The organism is Rhodococcus wratislaviensis (assembly GCF_900455735.1).
Taxonomy (GTDB): Bacteria; Actinomycetota; Actinomycetes; order Mycobacteriales; family Mycobacteriaceae; genus Rhodococcus_F; species Rhodococcus_F wratislaviensis.
This window is the reverse complement of sequence record NZ_UAUI01000005.1, coordinates 119,202-134,058: the sequence shown is the minus strand read 5'-3', so window position 1 is coordinate 134,058 and position 14,857 is coordinate 119,202. Positions and strand designations below refer to the sequence as shown.

The following is a 14,857-nucleotide window of genomic DNA, read 5'->3' as shown; positions in this document are numbered from 1 at the left end:
GGGAAACCCACAGGTCGAAGTACGTTTCGGCCTGTGGACAACCCGTGTTTTCCGGGCCGACGCCCGCGTGTGGCCTGCGATCCTCAGCGTGTGACCATCCAGCCCACACCCCACGTCGGTGTCACTCTCGATCCCCGGATCGCCGTACTCGTCCGCCCCGACGGGCGCGTGCAGTTCGGCTGGGATCCCGAGCGCGCGCTCGTTCTCTCGCCGCCGCCCGGGGTCCGGACCGAGCAACTCCTCGCCGTCGTCCGACTGCTCGACGGCAAGAACTCGCGGCCGCACATCCTGTGGACTGCCGTCGGGTACGGCCTGGCGCCCACGGACGTGTCGAAGCTTCTCGGCGATCTCGACCGGGCCGGGCTGATCGATGTCGCCGGCACGTCACCCGTCGCGGACACGATCACCATCCGCGTGCACGGGCGCGGACCGCTGTCGGATGCGGTGTCGGCCGGGCTCACGGACAGCGGAATCCGGGTTTCACGCTCCTTCCGATATTCCGCCGACGCCGACGTCCGGCGGTGGAACGCCCTGTGCGTCGTGCTCGCGGACGACCTGGTGGCGGAACCTCGGCTCGTCGCGGATCTGGTCCAGAACGGGATACCGCACCTGCAGGTCCGGCTGCGTGACGGTCGTGGTGTGGTCGGCCCGCTCGTGCTCCCGGGCCACACCAGCTGCCTGCGGTGCGCCGACCTCCTCCGCGCCGCGTACGACGAGGACTGGCCGCACCTGTCCGCTCAGCTACTCGGGGCGGTCGGGCACGCCAGCCCCGCCGTGATCATGGCCACGGCCGCGGTCGCACTCGGCCAGCTCGAGGCCGTCTTGGCCGCACCGCGAGGTGCGCCGCCCAGCAGCCTCGACGCGACGCTCGAGATCGATCTCGGCGCGCACCGGCTGGTGACCCGGCGCTGGCCGCGGCACGCGAGCTGCAGCTGCACGTACCTGGCACCCGCTGTGGGCGAATCGAACAGGCTTCGGTCATGATGCATGATGGTGGGGTGTCCGACATCCCCCGCAGGAGTTCCGCCCGCACCGCCAAACTCGCGAGCATCCCGTTGGGGATCGCGGGGCGTGCTGCGATGGGCTTCGGCCGGAAGCTGACCGGCGGCGACAAGGACGAGATCGACGCCCAGCTGAGCGCGAAGGCCGCCGAGCAATTGTTCGCGGTCCTCGGCGAACTCAAGGGCGGCGCCATGAAACTGGGGCAGGCGCTCAGCGTCATGGAGGCGGCGATCCCCGAGGAGTTCGCGGAACCGTACCGTGAGTCGCTGAACAAGCTGCAGGCGCAGGCGCCTCCCCTACCCGCGCGGGCCGTCCACCGAATGCTCGACCAGCAGCTGGGTACCAAGTGGCGTGACCGATTCCAGTCGTTCGACGACACCCCGACCGCATCGGCCAGCATCGGCCAGGTGCACCGCGCGGTGTGGGCCGACGGTCGTGACGTGGCCGTCAAAGTTCAGTATCCGGGCGCCGACGAAGCCCTGCGCGCCGACCTGAAGACGCTCGGCCGGTTCGCGGGTCTGTTCGCCTCGGTCATGCCGGGCGTCGACGTGCGCCCGGTCATCGACGAGTTCACGGCCCGCACCGAGGAAGAACTCGACTACCGCATCGAGGCGAACAATCAGCGCCGCTTCGCCAAGGTGTACGACGGCGATCCGCAGTTCGCGATTCCGCACGTGGTCGCGAGTGCCCCCAAGGTGGTGGTCACCGAATGGATGTCGGCGAAGCCGCTGTCCGCCATCATCGCCGATGGCACCCCCGAAGAACGCAACACCGCGGGCGCACTGCTCGCGGAGTTCCACTTCGCCTCCCCCACCCGCGTCGGCCTGCTCCACTGCGACCCGCATCCGGGTAACTTCATGCTGCACAGCGACGGCCGCCTCGGTGTCATCGATTTCGGTGCCGCGGCACCGTTTCCGCACGGCCTTCCCCCGGTGCTCGGGGCCATGGTCCGGCTGGCGCTCCACGAGCAGTTCGACGAACTGACGGAGTTGCTGCACGCCAACGGATTCGTTCTGCCGGGCCGAACGGTCACCGACAAGGAGATCGCGGACTACCTGCGTCCGGTCACCGACCCGATCCGTACCGAATCGTTCCACTTCACCCGCGCCTGGTTGCAGAAGGCCGCGGGTTCCGCGACCGACTTCAACAGTGCGCAGTTCCGGACGGCACGGGCACTGAATCTGCCGGCGGAGTATCTGATGATCTTCCGGGTTCTCGTCGGCTCGGTGGGAATCTGCGCTCAGCTGGACGCATACGCGCCGTACATGGAGATCCTCACGCGGTGGCTCCCCGGGTTCGCCGAGCCCGCCCCCGAGGACGAAGACACCGTCTGACCGAACACACAGAACGGGCGTCCGCCCGGCCCACTCGTGTGAGTGGCCCGGCGAACGCCCGAATTCTCCCGCCCCGTACCGGTTCCTACGCACAGACCAGAGTCTGAGTCTTGCGCGGACGTCCCCGGGGACGCTTGCGGGCGATCACGACACCCTGGTCGAAGATCTCCCCACCCCACACGCCCCACGGCTCACCCCGATCGAGGGCCGCGTCGAGGCAGCGGGAGCGGATCGGGCAGGACGCGCACAGCGCCTTCGCCTGTTCCAGCTCGGTGGGAGAGTCCGCAAACCACAGGTCGGGATCATCGACCCGGCAGGGCAGGTCACCACGCGCGGACACTATCTGAACAAATCCGCTTGCGGCGGTTGAGGTTTCGGATACCCCTCGGCATGTCACGGTAGACACGTCCTTCTCCTCTGCTCTCATTGCGACGGTCAATCTCTTCGGTTCGATGAAATGGGTGCGAACCAGAGCCGAGGCTGCGAGCGGGAAGGGTGCTCGAACTACAAAGGCCACGGTCCGCGATGCGGGTCCGTGGCCTTGAAAAGACGGTAGGAGTTGGTCTACCGAGGGATTCCTCGACAACTCCGATACACGGACTCGACTGCTGCTGCGGGACGACGACGGGCTGCCGACCAGACAATCGCCGGTGCCGTTTCCGCCGCGTTCATGCCGAACAGTGCGGAGGCAGCAGCGACTGCCGTCTCATGTGCTTGGAACTTCGTCATTTCACTGCCACCTCCATTTCTTCTCGATCCGATGTGAACCACACGGGTCTCCCCGCGCACTGAAACCACAGTAGGCAATTCTCCAGAACCGCACAACCTATTTTTGACCTGCAGTGATGCGCGCTACTCCCCTGCGGCGTGGGAGTCGTTCAGGGACTACCGCTTCCCTTGATCACACCGAGGACGTCCTCGCCGAACTGCTCGAGCTTCTTCGCACCGATCCCGGGGATCGCGACGAGCCCGCGATCGTCCTGCGGCCGCTGCTCGGCGAGGGCCGTCAACGTGTTGTCGCTGAACACCACGTACGCCGGGACCTTCAGCTCCCGCGACTTCTCCAGCCGCCACGACCGCAGCGATTCGAGCAATTCGACGTCGACGTTCGACGGGCACCCCTCGCAGCGACCGAGCATGGTCGCGGTCGTCCCGATCAGCGGTTTTCCGCACAGCCGGCACCGTGGACGCTTCTTGTTGCTCTTGACGGGCGCCGCGATCCGCGAGGCAGGGGAATCTTCGGGGATGAGTCCGTGCAGGAACCGCGAACGACGCCGCGACTTGCGGCCGCCCTCGTTCCGGGACAGCGCCCACGACATCTGCAGGTGCTCCCGGGCGCGGGTCACGCCGACGTACAGCAACCGGCGCTCCTCCTCGACGGCCGCTTCGTCCGGTGCCGAGTTGGAGTCGCCGAGCACGTGCTGAATGGGCAGCGTTCCGTCGGTGAGCCCGACGAGGAACACGGCGTCCCACTCGAGCCCCTTGGCGGCGTGCAGGGACGCGAGTGTCACACCCTGTACGACGGGTGGGTGCCGTGCCTCGGCCCGCAGACTCAGTTCGCGCAACAGCGCGTCGAGGGTCAACTCCGGGTCCTGGGTCAGCTGTTCCTCGGTGAGCGCGACCAGCGCCGACAGCGACGACCACCGTTCGCGAGCCTGTGCACCCGCCGGTTCCGCGTCCGTCAGCCCCAGCGGGGCGAGGACGGCTCGGACGAGCGTGACCAGGTCGGCGCCGACCGCATCCGGCAGGTCGTCGCGGCCTGCGGCCTGGCGGAGCGCCGCCACCGCCTGGCGCACCTCGGTTCGCGTGAAGAACCCTTCTCCGCCGCGCACCTGGTACGGGATGTCGAGTTTGGTCAGCGCCTGCTCGTGCACCTCGGACTGGGCGTTGATCCGGTACAGCACCGCGATCTCCGCGGCCGGCGTGCCGGACGCGATGAGCCGCTTGATCGTGCGCGCCACCCCGGCGGCCTCCGCCGGCTCGTCGTCGAACTCGACGAAACTCGGCTCCGGCCCGGAATCGCGTTGGCCGATCAGCTGCAGACGGGTGCCCGCGATCCTGCCGCGGGCCGCTCCGATCACCCGGTTCGCCATCGACACCACCTCGGGGGTCGATCGGTAGTCGCGCTCGAGACGCACGACGGTGGCCTCGGGGAACCGGCGCGAGAAGTCGAGCAGGTAATTGGGTGTGGCGCCGGTGAAGGAGTAGATGGTCTGGTTGGCGTCACCGACGACGGTGAGATCGTCCCGCTCCCCGAGCCACGCGTCGAGGACACGCTGCTGCAGCGGAGTGACGTCCTGGTACTCGTCCACGACGAAGCACCGGTAACGGTCGCGGAACTCCTCCGCGACAGCCGAATGCTCCTCGAGGGCCGCCGCCGTGTGGAGCAGGAGATCGTCGAAGTCGAGAAGCATCCCGTCCTGGCCGCGGGCCTTGAGCTGCTCGTAGCCGTGATACACCTCGGCGACCTTCGCGGCGTCGACCGGCGCCTCCCGGCGTAACTTCGCCACCGCTCGCGGGTAGTCCTCCGGCGCGATCAGCGAGGCCTTGGCCCACTCGATCTCGCTCGCCAGGTCGCGGACGCTTTCCGTGCTGGTGGACAGCCCGACCCGCCCGGCGGCGGACGAAACGACCGCGAACTTGCGGTCCAGCAGCCGCCACTCCGTGTCGCCGATCACCTGCGGCCAGAAGTACCTCAGCTGTCGCAGCGCGGCGGCGTGGAACGTGCGCGCCTGGACCTGCGCTCCCCCGTCACCGATCCCCAGGCTGCGCAGCCGGCCGCGCATCTCGCCTGCCGCGCGGGCCGTGAACGTCACCGCCAGCACCTGCCCCGCCGCGACGTGTCCGCTGGCCACGAGGTGCGCGATACGCCGGGTGATGGTCCGGGTCTTCCCTGTTCCTGCCCCCGCCAGCACACACACCGGACCCCGGGGAGCGAGTACCGCTGCGGACTGTTCGGGATCGAGACCGGTACTCGTCACCTCTGCTGCGCCGGCTGCTGACATGGCGTCCATCATGACAGGGGCAACCGACACGGCGCGAAGCGGACGAACACCGCAGTGGGAACACACGACGGAGTCGTGGTGTTATATCCGCCGTGACTGCTACCGACACCCCCGCCCTGACCATCTACTCCACCACCTGGTGCGGCTACTGCCGGCGCCTGAAGACGCAGCTGGACGAATCCGGCATCGGCTACGTGGAGATCGACATCGAGGACGATCCGGCATCGGCAGAGTTCGTCGGCAGCGTCAACGGCGGCAACCACGTCGTCCCCACCGTCAAGTTCGCCGACGGCAGCACCGCGACCAACCCGTCGTTGTCGCAGGTCAAGAAGCTCCTCGGCGTCTAGGACTCCGTCGCTGCTCCCGCCCAGGACTCGATGATTCCGCGCGCGATGGAAATCGAACCCGGGAGCAGCAGCGGGGCGTCGGTGTCCGACGCCCAGTCGCCGAGTTCGAGTGCCGTGCGCACCTCGTCCCGGGTGAACCAGCGGGCCTCGGCGATCTCGCCGTCCGCGAACGTCAGCGGGGCGTCGGGATCGCCCACGGCCGCGAACCCGATCATCACCGAACGGGGAAACGGCCACGGCTGGCTACCGAGGTAGCGGACGTCACGGACGTCGACACCCACTTCTTCCTTGATCTCCCGGACGACGCACGTCTCGAGCGATTCGCCGGCCTCGACGAATCCGGCCAGGATCGAGAACCGCCGCGCCGGCCACGTGGGCTGCCGGGCCAGCAGGACCCGATCTCCGCCGTCGTGCACGAGGCAGATGACCGCCGGATCGGTGCGAGGAAATTCCTCGTGCCCGGTGCTCGTCGAGATCCGCGACCACCCCGACATCGTCGGCTCCGACGGGGCGCCGTCGAGTGCGCTGAAGCCTGCGCTGTCGTGCCAGTTGAGCATCGCGAGGGCCCCGGTGAGCACGCCGGCGTCCGCGTCGTCCAGCGTCCCGCCCAGCGTCCGGAGATCGGCCAGCTCGCCGGTCAGCGCCTGCACTCGCACCGCCCACACGTGCCGGTCCTTGCGGATGCCGAGGAACACCGCCCCCCGTTGCGGTTCGGGGCCGAGTTCGGTGGCGTCCGCGAACACCAGGCCCTCGTCGCCCACCCGCACCTGTCCGCGGTGATTGACGCGCAGCAGCAGCGCATCCCGCCAGCCCGCTCGCAGCGCGTCCGTGTCCGAACGCAATTCCTCGGCCCGGCCGACAGCGGAGCGGGACAGGAGCGGGGTGTCGTTCAGCCGGAATGCAGTCACGCCGTCGACACTACTGCCGATCAGTTGGCGACCCGACGGATGTACAGCAGTCGGTCGTTCTCCTCGATCGAATCGACCTCCGGCGAGCCGACCCGGATCAACCGCCCGTCCCGCACCACACCGAGCACGATGTCCGCGAGGTGACGCGGGGAGCCGCCGATCTCGTCCCGCTCCACCGGGCGCTCCGCGATCGCGAATCCGGCCTCCGGAGTCAGGAGGTCCTCCATCATCTCGACGACACTCGGCGTCTTCGTGGCGATGCCGAGGAGCCGGCCCGCGGTCTCGGAGGACACCACGACCGAATCGGCGCCGGACTGCCGCAGCAGGTGCGTGTTCTCGGATTCGCGGATCGCCGCGACGATCTTCGCCTTCGGTGCGATCTCGCGCGCCGTCAGCGTCACCAGCACCGCGGTGTCGTCGCGGTTGGCGGCGACGATGATCGCCGACGCGTTCTGCGCGCCCGCCAACCGCAGCACGTCCGATTTGGTGGCGGACCCGTGGACCGTGACGAGGCCCTTGCTGGCCGCCGAGTCGAGCACCGCGTGGTCGGTGTCGACCACCACGATCTCCGACGGCGGAACGTCGTCGCCGAGCATCGCGTCGATCGCGGTGCGTCCCTTGGTTCCGTAGCCGATCACCACGGTGTGATTGCGCACGTGCTGCCTCCAACGCTGAATTTTGAACGCCTGCCGGGAGCTCTGCGTGAGCGCGGAGAGAGTCGTACCGACCAGGACGATGAGGAAGAAGATTCGAAGAGGCGTGATCAGGAGAACGTTCACGAGCCTCGCGGACGGTGTGAACGGGGTGATGTCGCCGTAGCCCGTCGTCGACAACGACACCGTCGCGTAGTAGATGCAGTCGAGCAGCGACAATTCGTTGTCCTGCGCGTCGCGGTAACCCGCCCGGTCGATGTAGACGATGAGAACCGCCAACGCCAACGCCGCCAGGGCGATACCCACGCGGCGGTAGATCGCCCGCGCCGGACTGGTCTGCAGTTCCGGAATCCGGAGCACACCCACCAACGCGAAGTCAGGCCGGTCGGTCAGGGTGTCCGACCTGCTCAATCTCTCACGCAGCCTACCGGCCATATGTTCGTCTCCACGTTGCACTGAACTCCGACATCGGCTGGCAGCCTAACCCCGATTGCCCCATCGGTGACACGTCGGAGCCTCGTTGTCGCGAACCGAGTCGTTCGGGCAAGCTGACGTCATGCAACGAGAGAGCAACACACCACGACCGAGCCAGAAGCCCGCACTCCGCCTTGCCGCGCTGCTACTCGGCGCGGGCACGATGCACTTCGTCGCCCCCAAGTTCTTCGACTCCACGGTCCCCACCCAACTTCCGGGCGAGGCCCGCACCTACACATACGTGTCGGGGGTCGCCGAACTCGCCATCGGCACCGCGCTCGCCGTGCCGCGAACCCGCAGGCTCGGTGGCGGCCTCGCTGCACTCCTGTTCGTCGCCGTCTTCCCTGCCAACGTCAACATGGCGGTGGACTGGCTGAAGAGCTCCAAGACGACGAACGTGCAGAAAGCCGGTGTGCTGCTGCGCCTTCCGCTGCAGATCCCGTTGGTCACCGAGTCACTGAAGGCTCGGCGTCAGGCCTGACCTCCTCCTCGGGAGAACCGGCGGAACGGAGGAGACGGGCGAGTGCGTCGGCGTCGGGCAGGTGTTCCGGCGCGATCGTCCGTCCGGTCCGCACGTAGTGGAACGCGGCGCGCACCCGCTCGATCGGAACGTCCATCAGCTCGGCCCACGCCAGCCGGTACGCGGCCAGCTGCATCACGACGGCCTTCTCGTTGGCCGCGCTCGGCTCGGCGCCGGTCTTCCAGTCGATCACCGTCCACCCGCCGTCGGGGTCGGTGAACACCGCGTCGATCCGGCCGCGCAGCACCGTCCCCGCCACCGACGTCTCGAACGGCACCTCCACCTCGGTCGGGTTGCGGTCCGCCCAGGACGAGCGCAGGAACGCGTCCTGCAAGGTCGCGAGGTCGGTGTCGGGGCCCGCACCCGTGTCGGCGGCACCGGGCAGCTCGTCGAGGTCGAGCAGCCGGGTGGCCCCGAAGCGGCGCTCCACCCAGGCATGGAATGCGGTACCGCGGCGGGCCAGCGGATTCGGCGGGTACGGCAGCGGACGCCGCAGCCTGGCGGCCAAGGCGTCCGGGTCGGCTTCGAGTTCGACGAGCTGGCTCACCGACAACTGACCGGGTAACACCACCTCGGTGCGCGCATTGGCCCGCGCTTCCCGCTCCGCGAGAAGGGCGTCGACGTCGGCGGCCCAGTTCTCGGGATCGTCGTCCTCGCCGGCCGGTGCCGGCTCGCCGGCACCCTTCAGCGCCGCGACGACCAACGCCGCGCCCCGCTCGACCGACTCCCGGCGGAGGCCGAGCGGATCCCGCGGCCACACAGCCGACTTGGGGGTGCTGGTCAGCGGGTTCTGCTCCTCGGGTTCGGGTGCGGGCGCCCAGATGTCGACGATCCCGATTCCCTCGTGCTCTTCGTCGGTCACCGTGTCGCGCAGTTCGGTGAGGAACTCGGAGGGACCCTTGGGCTCGGTTCCAGATTCTGCCCAGTGGTGACCCGAAGCGAACAGCACCCGTTCGGTACGAGTGAGTGCAACGTAGAACAGCCGGCGGTCCTCGTCGAGTTTGCGCGCGGCCAGCGCCGCCTTGTGCGCCTTCACGGCCTCCTCGAGGTCCTTCCGGTCGTACAGGTTCTCGAGGTCGAGAACGGGCACGCCGTCGGCCGACTCCCCCGGCCGCGCACGATCTCCGCGCAGCGAGGGTGGCAGTTCACCGACGGCACCGAGCCAGGACCCGGACGCCGTCCGCGACGGAAAGACCCCGGCCGTGAGGTGCGGTACCGCCACCACTTCCCACTCCAGCCCCTTCGCCGAGTGCACCGTCAGCACCTGCACGCGATGCGGGTCCACCTCGACTTCACCCGGCGCCAAACCCTTTTCGACCGACTCCGCGGCCGACAGGAACGCGAGCAGTCCGGTGACGGTGGCCGACGTGCGGCTCGCGTACCCGGCGACGACGTCGGCGAAGGCGTCGAGATGTTCGCGGCCCGCACTTCCCCGCGCCGACCGCCGCGTCCGCGCCTGCGCTTCGATGCCGATACCCAGCGTCCGTTCCACCTCGGCCACCAGCTCGGTGAGTGGCTGCCCGATTCGCTCACGCAGAGACGCCAACTCCGCCGCGACGGCGGTGATCCGTGCGTAGCCGACCTGCGAATAGCGTTCGGCAGGACCGGGATCCGCCAGAGCGTCTGCCAGCCCGGCCTGCTCCGCGTGTTCACCGGGCAGCGCCTCGCCGACGGCGTCGGCCAGAGCGGTCGAATCGGTGACGGCGCCGGTGGTGCCGTAGCCGGTTCCGATGGCCAGTTCGGAGGCTCGCCGCGACAGCGCCGTCAGATCGGCGGCCCCGATCTGCCATCTCGCCCCGGTCAGCATCCGCACGGCGGCACTGCCCGCCATCGGGTCGGCGACCACCCGGAGCATCGCGATGACGTCGGCCACCTCGGGGGTGTGGAGCAGCCCGCCGAGACCGACCACTTCGACCGGCAGACCCCGGGACCGCAGGACCTCCGCGATCGGTGCGGCGTCCGCGTTGCGGCGGATCAGCACCGCGGCGGTCGGTGGGTCCTCGCCCCGGCTCGTGGCGTTCGCGTACTGTTCGGCGATGCGGTCGGCCACCCATGCGCGTTCCTGCACGACGTCACCGGTGAGGGCCAGCCGCACATCACCCGGGACGGCCTGTGGTCGCGCCCGCAGGGTGCTGACCGACACGCCCCGCTCACGCAGGGACGCCGACGCCATGTTGGCCAGGGCCAGGGCCTCCGGCGGGTTGCGCCAGCTCGTGAGCAGTTCCAGCGTCGGCCCCGGATCTCCGTTCGTCAGCGGGAAATCCGTGGCGAAGCGCGGTAGGTTGGCCGCCGAGGCACCACGCCAGCCGTAGATCGACTGCATGGGGTCGCCCACCGCGGTGAGCGCGAGTTCGCCGTCGAGACCGCCGCCGAACAGGGACGACAGCAGCACCCGCTGCGAGTGTCCCGTGTCCTGGTACTCGTCGAGCAGCACCACCCGGAAGCGTGTGCGCTCGGCGACTCCAACCTCGGGGTGGTCCGCGGCGACCCGTGCCGCCAGCGACATCTGGCTGCCGAAGTCGAGCGCACCTTCGCGGCGCAGAGTGTCCGAGAGACGCTGCACCAGTGGTAGGAGCTCCACCCGCCGGTGCTGGGTGTCGAGGATGTCGAGCAGTTCCTTGCCGGGGCCGCCGCGCTGCCGCGGTCCGGCGGGCAGGGTGTGGACGAGCTTGTCGAGCTCGGTGTGCGCCTCCCGCAGATCGTCCGGTTCGACGAGGTGCTCGGCCAGCTGCCCCGACAATGCGAGCACGGCTTCGGTGACGGACGCCGGATTCCGGTCGGTGTCGAGGTCGCCGTCCCACGAGCTGACCACCCGGTGCGCCAGCTGCCACAGTTCCGTCTCCGACAGGAGCGTCGCCGAGGGTTCGATGGGCAGCAGCAGCCCGTGCTCGGACAGCAGTCGTCCGGCGTAGGAGTGGTAGGTGCTGACTTCCGGTTCGCCCGCGAGGATTCGCGATCGCAGGTCGCCGCTCGGGTCGACCCTGCGGAGCAGGTCCGAACCCGCCAGCCGGGCAAGGCGTTTCCTGATCCGGGCGGTCAGCTGCTGCGCCGCCTTGCGGGTGAACGTCAGCCCCAGCACCGCCTCGGGGTCGACGACACCGTTGGCCACCAGCCACACGACGCGGGCCGCCATCGTCTCGGTCTTGCCCGCGCCTGCCCCCGCGACGACGAGGGTCGGGCCGAGGGGTGCCGCGATGACGGCGGCCTGCTCCGGGGTCGGTGGGTGCTGACCCAGGCCGAGGGCGAGTTCCACCGGGTCGATACGGATCGTCATTCCGACGTCACCTGCCGTCCCTCGTCGTGCGCGGGGCAACTCGTGCGCACCGGGCAGTGCCGGCAACCGTCGTTGACGCGGGCGAGGAACTCAGGCCCCTTGGTGGCCGCCGCTGCCGCGTGGATGACCGCGAGCCACGTCTCGAGGTCCTCGTCCGACAGCGGTGCCTGCACCCGCTGGGTCGCGCCTTCCTTCTTGTGTGGTTTGGCGACGAAGACCAGCCGCGCCCCACCGGGTTTCGACGCCGGCTCCCCGTCGATCGCACCGGTCGCCGCCGCCACCTGGTACGCCGCCAGCTGGGCGTGCTGCTGGGCGTCGTCCTTGGTGACCGGCGTGCGGGCGGTCTTCACGTCGACGATGACGGGCCTGCCCTCGGCATCGCGCTCGAGCCGGTCGATCCGCCCCCGCAGCCGGATCGTCGGGGAACCCTCTTCCCGCGGTTCCAGGACGCCGTCGACTGCCACCTCGACACCGACCTCGGTGAGTTCGGACCGGGTGTTACCCAGCCAGGAAGTGAAGGTGGCGAGCATGTCCCGGGTCCGGTCGAGTTCGCGCCGCGAGTACCACTGAGATCCCAGATCGATCGACTCCCAGGCGTTCTCGAGCGCGCGTTCCACCTGATCGGCCGGGATCCGCCCGGCGAGCGCCTGCACCAGCGTGTGCACGAGCGTTCCGGCGATGGCGTGGGTGTTGTCGCCGTCCGTCCCGCCGTGCCGTTCGAGCAACCACCGCAGCGGGCACGTGTTGAGCAGGTCGATGGTGGACGGCGACAGCGACACCGGTCCGCCCTCCTCGTTCCACAACGCCACGCCGGTGCTCGGTTCGGCTGTGCCGTACCACTGGTCCGGGTGTGCGCCGCGCACTCCGGCGTCGGCGAGCCGGGCGAGCTGGCGCGCCGCACGTTCCTGCCGGTCGGGGTCGGATTCCGCGACGTCCGGATCGCAGACGACGCTGCGCAATTCTGCGACGAGGGCAGGGAGGGCCAGGACCCGGGTCGCCGGATCCTCCGCCTGCACGACTGCCTCCTCGACGTCCGCATCCTGGTCTCCGGCGAGCAGTTCGTCGACGAAACGGGAGTGAACGAGATCGGCGTCGCCGCTGGCGGAGTCGACCGCGGTGACGAGCAGACTCCGCCTCGCCCGGCTGCACGCCACGAGGAACAGCCTGCGTTCCTCGGCCAAGAGCGGTGCGGTGCGCGACATCCGGTCGGCGGCCGTCTCGCTGCCGTCGGACACTCCCGCCGTCAGGTCGATCAGCGCCTCGGTGCCGAGCAGGCTGCCGCGGGCCCGCAGACTCGGCCACAGCCCTTCCTGCACACCCGCGACCGCGACGACGTCCCATTCACGGCCGGCAGCCGAGTGGGCGCTGAGCACCGAGACGGCGTCGACCGGGACCGCGGAGACGTTCCGGGTGGTGGGAATGGCCTGCCCGGTCAGATAGTCGACGAACCCGGCGAGCTGCGCGCGCGGGAGGCGGTCGACGTAACTCGCCGCCGCGTCGAACAGGGCGACCACGGCGTCGAGGTCGCGGTCGGCCTGTGCCCCGATCGGCCCCCCGCGAGCGGAGGCCGCCGACCAGCGGCGTTCGAGTCCGGTGGCCTGCCATGCCGCCCACAGCACGTCCTCGATGCCGCGCCCGCGGTCCAGAGGCACCTTCGCCTTGCGCAGCACGGACAGCACCCGGTTCAGGGATGCCGCTTCGACGTCGGTCAATTTGGCGGTGACCCTGCGGGTGCTGTCGGTCTCGCCCACCAGCACGAGACGAAGGAGCTCCGCCGAGTCGCGATCGCCGCCGGACGCCAGCTCGGCGCGCCGCAGGCCCCGGCGTAGACGCCGGAGCGCCACGGGTTCTGCGCCGCCGACCGGGCCGGCGAGCAGAGCGAGTGCGTCCTCGCCCGTGAATTCCTGCCCCGACAGTGCCCGCAGCACCAGCATCAGTCCCGACACCCCGTGTTGACGGGCCAGCGGCAACTCGGATGCCGCGGTGGTGACGGGCACACCCGCACCCAGCAGGGCGCGACGCAGCGGCGCCAGGGCCCGCGGAACCGAGCGCACGATCACCGCCATCTCCGACCACGGCACCCCGTCGAGGAGGTGGGCGCGACGCAGGGTGTCGGCGATGAGCGCGGCCTCCTTCGCCGCCGTGCTCAGCACCCGGACCGAGGTTCGTCCGCCGTCCTGCGCCGGGCTCCAGATCCGGTGCGGCAGATGCCCCGGAAGCCGGGACGTGATCCGGGCCGCCGTGGCCGCGACCTCCGTCGAACTACGAAAGTTGACCGGTAGCAACACCTGCCGGGGATCGCCCTTGTCGGCCAGCTCGGCGAGGAACGTCGGATCGGCCCCGCGGAAGCCGTAGATCGACTGGTCCGGGTCGCCGGCGACGACCGTGGTGCGGGTACCGGTGCCGACGAGCCGGACGAGTTCCGCGGCTTGCGGATCGAGGTGCTGGGCGTCGTCGACGAGCAGGTGCCGCACCCGGGCACGCTCGGTGCGCAGTAGGTCCGGGTCGGTGGCGAACGCGGTGAGGGCCGCGCCGATGAGTTCGGCGGCGTCGAGCGCAGGCGCCGTGGCCTCGGGGGCCTCGACCCCGACGGCACCGCGCAGCAGCATGCCGTGCTCGTACCGGGCGGCGAACATTCCCGCCGCCACCCACTCGGGACGGGCGTGACGTTGCCCCAGCTTGATCAGGTCTTCGGGGCCGAGGCCCCGCTCGCTCGAACGCAGCATGAGGTCGCGCAGCTCGACGGCGAAGCCGCCCAGTGCCAGTGCTGGACGCAGCCGTTCGGGCCACATCTCACCGCCGTCCGCGATGTCGCCGTGCAGCATCTCGCGCAGCACGGCGTCCTGTTCGGCGCCGGTGATGAGGCGCGGCGGCGGATTTCCGTGGGCGGCGGCCTGCAGTCTCAGCACCGCGAAGGCGTAGGAGTGGACAGTGCGCACGAGCGGTTCGCGCGTGGCGCGGGGGCCGTGGTGTTCGTCATGGCCGACGAGGGCGCCGGTGACCTCTTCGCGGACCCGGCCCGCCGCTCGCTTCGACTGCGTCAGGACGAGCACCGACTCCGGGTCTTCGCCACCGGCGATCCGGTCCACCGCGACGTCGACGAGAAGCGACGTCTTTCCCGTTCCGGGGCCGCCGAGCACCTGCCAGGGATTCCAGCCCAGGCCGAGGGGCGGCGCGGTGAGGACCCGCTGCGTGGCGTCGTCCCACACCCGCGCCTCGCGGACCGGGTTCCGGCGGTGCACGAGCCGAGCACGGGGAACCGACGTCCTGGTGCGCACCGCCGATTCCGTCATGGGTGGCATTCCACCAGAACGGTCCGACATCTCGTACGGCGACCCGA

The 14,857-nt window shown here is 69.8% G+C and carries 10 protein-coding genes; 4 read left to right on the top strand and 6 right to left on the bottom strand.

The annotated features are described in order from the left end of the window. Nucleotides 1-90 precede the first annotated feature (90 nt). Both DTA22_RS09900 and DTA22_RS09895 read left to right on the top strand, forming a co-directional pair. Nucleotides 91-984 carry a hypothetical protein gene (locus DTA22_RS09900; RefSeq protein ID WP_112299320.1) on the top strand — a complete coding sequence of 298 codons (894 nt, stop codon included), beginning with the start codon at nucleotides 91-93 and terminating at the stop codon, nucleotides 982-984. Then, on the top strand, nucleotides 981-2,336 hold the full coding sequence (locus DTA22_RS09895) for an ABC1 kinase family protein (protein ID WP_037245231.1): 1,356 nt from the start codon (nucleotides 981-983) through the stop codon (nucleotides 2,334-2,336). Before DTA22_RS09900 ends, DTA22_RS09895 begins: the two co-directional genes overlap by 4 nt. Before the next feature lie 85 nt (nucleotides 2,337-2,421). Here the strand turns inward: DTA22_RS09895 and DTA22_RS09890 are convergent, their stop codons facing one another. Further along, a complete protein-coding gene (locus DTA22_RS09890) occupies nucleotides 2,422-2,763 on the bottom strand; it encodes a WhiB family transcriptional regulator (protein WP_235214468.1) in 342 nt (113 codons plus the stop codon). 451 nt (nucleotides 2,764-3,214) lie between these two features. Then, a complete protein-coding gene (locus tag DTA22_RS09880) occupies nucleotides 3,215-5,353 on the bottom strand; it encodes an ATP-dependent DNA helicase UvrD2 (RefSeq protein WP_112299319.1) in 2,139 nt (712 codons plus the stop codon). A gap of 80 nt (nucleotides 5,354-5,433) precedes the next feature. On the opposite strand from DTA22_RS09880, the gene DTA22_RS09875 reads away from it, so the two are divergent. Beyond that, nucleotides 5,434-5,688: a mycoredoxin gene (locus DTA22_RS09875; RefSeq protein WP_037245224.1), complete on the top strand. Its 255-nt coding sequence runs from the start codon at nucleotides 5,434-5,436 to the stop codon at nucleotides 5,686-5,688. Here the strand turns inward: DTA22_RS09875 and nudC are convergent. Next, a complete protein-coding gene (gene nudC, locus DTA22_RS09870; protein ID WP_112299318.1) occupies nucleotides 5,685-6,596 on the bottom strand; it encodes an NAD(+) diphosphatase in 912 nt (303 codons plus the stop codon). The two genes, DTA22_RS09875 and nudC, sit on opposite strands and share 4 nt — an antisense overlap. A 20-nt stretch (nucleotides 6,597-6,616) precedes the next feature. Continuing rightward, on the bottom strand, nucleotides 6,617-7,684 hold the full coding sequence (locus DTA22_RS09865; RefSeq protein WP_037245219.1) for a potassium channel family protein: 1,068 nt from the start codon (nucleotides 7,682-7,684) through the stop codon (nucleotides 6,617-6,619). 121 nt (nucleotides 7,685-7,805) lie between these two features. Here DTA22_RS09865 and DTA22_RS09860 point away from each other — a divergent pair, with 121 nt between their 5' ends. After that, nucleotides 7,806-8,204 carry a DoxX family protein gene (locus tag DTA22_RS09860; protein ID WP_112299317.1) on the top strand — a complete coding sequence of 133 codons (399 nt, stop codon included), beginning with the start codon at nucleotides 7,806-7,808 and terminating at the stop codon, nucleotides 8,202-8,204. Here DTA22_RS09860 and DTA22_RS09855 read toward each other — a convergent pair. Then, nucleotides 8,170-11,517 (bottom strand): ATP-dependent helicase, encoded by a 3,348-nt coding sequence (locus tag DTA22_RS09855; RefSeq protein WP_112299316.1) that lies wholly within the window; start codon nucleotides 11,515-11,517, stop codon nucleotides 8,170-8,172. The two genes, DTA22_RS09860 and DTA22_RS09855, sit on opposite strands and share 35 nt — an antisense overlap. Beyond that, complete coding sequence (locus DTA22_RS09850) at nucleotides 11,514-14,810, bottom strand: ATP-dependent helicase (RefSeq protein WP_112299315.1); 3,297 nt, start codon at nucleotides 14,808-14,810, stop codon at nucleotides 11,514-11,516. The genes DTA22_RS09855 and DTA22_RS09850 overlap by 4 nt, the downstream gene beginning before the upstream one ends. Between the last annotated feature and the right edge of the window lie 47 nt (nucleotides 14,811-14,857).

Excerpts from the sequence above, each read along its gene's own strand:
- DTA22_RS09855 (WP_112299316.1), bottom strand. The coding sequence starts at position 11,517 with ATGACGATCCGTATCGACCCGGTGGAACTCGCCCTCGGCCTGGGTCAG.
- DTA22_RS09850 (WP_112299315.1), bottom strand. The coding sequence starts at position 14,810 with ATGACGGAATCGGCGGTGCGCACCAGGACGTCGGTTCCCCGTGCTCGG.
- DTA22_RS09890 (WP_235214468.1), bottom strand. The coding sequence starts at position 2,763 with ATGAGAGCAGAGGAGAAGGACGTGTCTACCGTGACATGCCGAGGGGTA.
- DTA22_RS09880 (WP_112299319.1), bottom strand. The coding sequence starts at position 5,353 with ATGATGGACGCCATGTCAGCAGCCGGCGCAGCAGAGGTGACGAGTACC.
- DTA22_RS09865 (WP_037245219.1), bottom strand. The coding sequence starts at position 7,684 with ATGGCCGGTAGGCTGCGTGAGAGATTGAGCAGGTCGGACACCCTGACC.
- DTA22_RS09895 (WP_037245231.1), top strand. The coding sequence starts at position 981 with ATGATGCATGATGGTGGGGTGTCCGACATCCCCCGCAGGAGTTCCGCC.
- DTA22_RS09860 (WP_112299317.1), top strand. The coding sequence starts at position 7,806 with ATGCAACGAGAGAGCAACACACCACGACCGAGCCAGAAGCCCGCACTC.